Raw genomic sequence first — 2,362 nt, forward strand, 5'->3', positions numbered from 1 at the left:
GGCCCCGGCCCGTGCGCGCCGTGACCGTCCACGGTGTGCGCGGGCCGGGGCCGGGCTCGCCCGCCGTGACGGCCGGCCGCCGGTCAGGGCAGCGGGCGGAGCTGGACGAGGACCAGCCAGGTTTCCGGGCCCGGCTGGACCCGCGCCGCGCGGACCGCGTAGCGGCCCGGAGCGAGCGTGAGGCTCACATGGTCGGTGCCCGTGGAGCCGGTGCCGGGCCAGGCCGCGTCGAACAGGACGACCGTGCCGGGCACCTTCCAGTGCACCTCGGGCTGCCACCGCGCGGTGTGCAGCGCGGCCGGGACGCTCCCCAGGAGTTCCGCCTCGGAGTCACCGGCGATCCAGCGGACGAGGGTGCCGTGCTCGGGGAGGAAGGCGGTCGCGGCGGGCTCGTCGCCCAGGACCAGGGCCGTCGCGTCGCCGACCGGGAGGAGTCCGAGGAGTCCGTCCACCTCGCAGGCCCGGTCGTAGTCCGAGGCCGTCTCCTCGCCGTCGGCGCCCGTCCAGAACGGCAGCACCGCCTCCGGCACCGCGATGAGCGGACCGCCGCCCGACTCCACCCACTCGACCGTGCCCGGCTCCGCGTATCGCACCATGCGCAGAACCTACCGGGTCGACCCCCTTACCGGAACCGGGGGTTCAGCATCCGCAGTCGTCGGCGCCCACGGGTGCCGTCAGCGGGTCGGGGGTCCGGCGCTCCCGGCCCCGCCAGGTCTCGAACTCGAAGCCCTCACGCACCCAGTACTCGAATCCGCCGAGCATCTCCTTGACCCGGTAGCCGAGTTCGGCGAGGGCGAGCGCGGCCCGGGTGGCGCCGTCGCAGCCGGGGCCCCAGCAGTACGTCACGACCGGGACCGACGGATCCAGGAGCCCGGCGGCCCGCTCCGGGACGAGCGCGGTGGGAAGGTGCACCGCGCCGGGGACATGACCCTGGTCCCAGGCCTCGGTGGAACGGGAGTCCACCAGGACGAACCCGGGGTCCCCGTCGGCCGCGAGCGCGGCGGCCACGTCGGAGACATCGGCGTGGAAGGCGAGGCTCGCGCGGAAGTGGGCGGCGGCCTCCGCCGGGGAGGCGGGGGCGACGCGCAGGACGGGGTTCACGGTGGTGGTCGTCATGGGAGAGAAACTACGGCCGCGGGAGCCGGTCCTGAAGCGGAGATCCCCGGCCTTCACCTTGATCGGCCGGGGATTCTCCTGCTACTCCTCATGCATGACCGCGTATTCCCCGGACGCCACCGACTGGCGCATCCTCGACGTCCTCCAGCGGGAGGGACGGGCCAGTTTCGCCGAACTCGCCCGTGCCGTCTCGATGTCCGCGAGCGCGGTCACCGAGAGGGTGCGCCGCCTGGAGGAGGCAGGGGTCATCCAGGGCTACACGGCGGTGGTGGACCCGGAACGGATCGGGCTGCCGATCCTGGCGTTCGTACGGCTGCGCTACCCGACCGGCAACTACAAGCCGTTCCACGACCTCGTCGCCGTGACGCCCGAGATCCTGGAGGCGCACCACGTGACGGGCGAGGACTGCTTCGTCATCAAGGTCGCCGCCCGTTCGATGCGGCACCTGGAGGAGGTGGCGGGCCGGATCGGCACGCTCGGCTCGGTGACCACCAGCGTCGTCTACTCCTCGCCGCTGCCGCGCCGCCCGCTGGGGCGCTGAGCCGGCCCCCTCAGCGGGTGCCGTGCCGGCGCAGCTCCGAGCCCGAGCGTCCCTTCACGACCTCCAGCTGGGCGTGTATCCGGCGCCGCAGATCGCCGACGTGGCTGACGATGCCCACGCTGCGGTCGCGTTCGCGCAGGGAGTCCAGGACGTCCAGGACCTCGTCGAGGGCCTGGTCGTCGAGACTGCCGAAGCCCTCGTCGATGAAGAGGGTGTCCAGCCGGACCCCGCCCGCCTCGTCGGTGACGACGTCCGCGAGACCGAGCGCCAGGGCGAGCGAGGCGAAGAAGGTCTCGCCGCCCGAGAGGGTCGCGGTGTCGCGCTCCCGTCCGGTCCAGGCGTCGACGACGTGCAGTCCGAGTCCGCTGCGGCCGCGGCCGGTGCGGTCGTCGGAGTGGACGAGGGTGTACCGGCCGGACGACATGCGGTGCAGCCGTACGGTCGCGGCGGCGGCGACCTGTTCCAGGCGGGCGGCGAGGACGTACGACTCCAGGCGCATCCTCCGTTCGTTGTCCGCCGAGGTGCCCGCGGTGAGTCCGGCCATGCGGGCCACCCGCTCGTACTCCTCGCGCAGGGGACCCAGCCGGCGCACCGAGGCGGCGGCCCGCGCGGAGAGCCGGTCGAGTTCGGCGCAGCGCCGGTCGGCGGCGTCCCGCGCGGAGGCCGCCTCACGCACCCTGCGGTCCGCGTCCTCGGCGGCCCGCT

Annotated in this window: 4 protein-coding genes; 1 reads left to right on the plus strand and 3 read right to left on the minus strand. The window is 74.3% G+C overall.

The window, feature by feature from the left end; genetic code table 11:
• Positions 1-83: 83 nt before the first annotated feature.
• Together B7767_RS34810 and B7767_RS34815 are read right to left on the minus strand one after the other, a co-directional pair.
• Complete coding sequence (locus tag B7767_RS34810; RefSeq protein WP_085575575.1) at positions 84-596, minus strand: immunity 21 family protein; 513 nt, start codon at positions 594-596, stop codon at positions 84-86.
• Positions 597-639: 43 nt separating this feature from the next.
• On the minus strand, positions 640-1,116 hold the full coding sequence (locus tag B7767_RS34815; protein WP_085575576.1) for a rhodanese-like domain-containing protein: 477 nt from the start codon (positions 1,114-1,116) through the stop codon (positions 640-642).
• Positions 1,117-1,210: 94 nt separating this feature from the next.
• On the opposite strand from B7767_RS34815, the gene B7767_RS34820 reads away from it, so the two are divergent.
• Positions 1,211-1,657 carry an Lrp/AsnC family transcriptional regulator gene (locus tag B7767_RS34820; protein ID WP_030822175.1) on the plus strand — a complete coding sequence of 149 codons (447 nt, stop codon included), beginning with the start codon at positions 1,211-1,213 and terminating at the stop codon, positions 1,655-1,657.
• A gap of 10 nt (positions 1,658-1,667) precedes the next feature.
• Here the strand turns inward: B7767_RS34820 and B7767_RS34825 are convergent.
• Positions 1,668-2,362, minus strand: a 695-nt coding sequence (locus tag B7767_RS34825; protein WP_306298027.1) for an SbcC/MukB-like Walker B domain-containing protein, incomplete at its 5' end; no start/stop codon positions are given.

The organism is Streptomyces sp. 13-12-16 (assembly GCF_002114215.1).
Classification (GTDB): domain Bacteria; phylum Actinomycetota; class Actinomycetes; order Streptomycetales; family Streptomycetaceae; genus Streptomyces.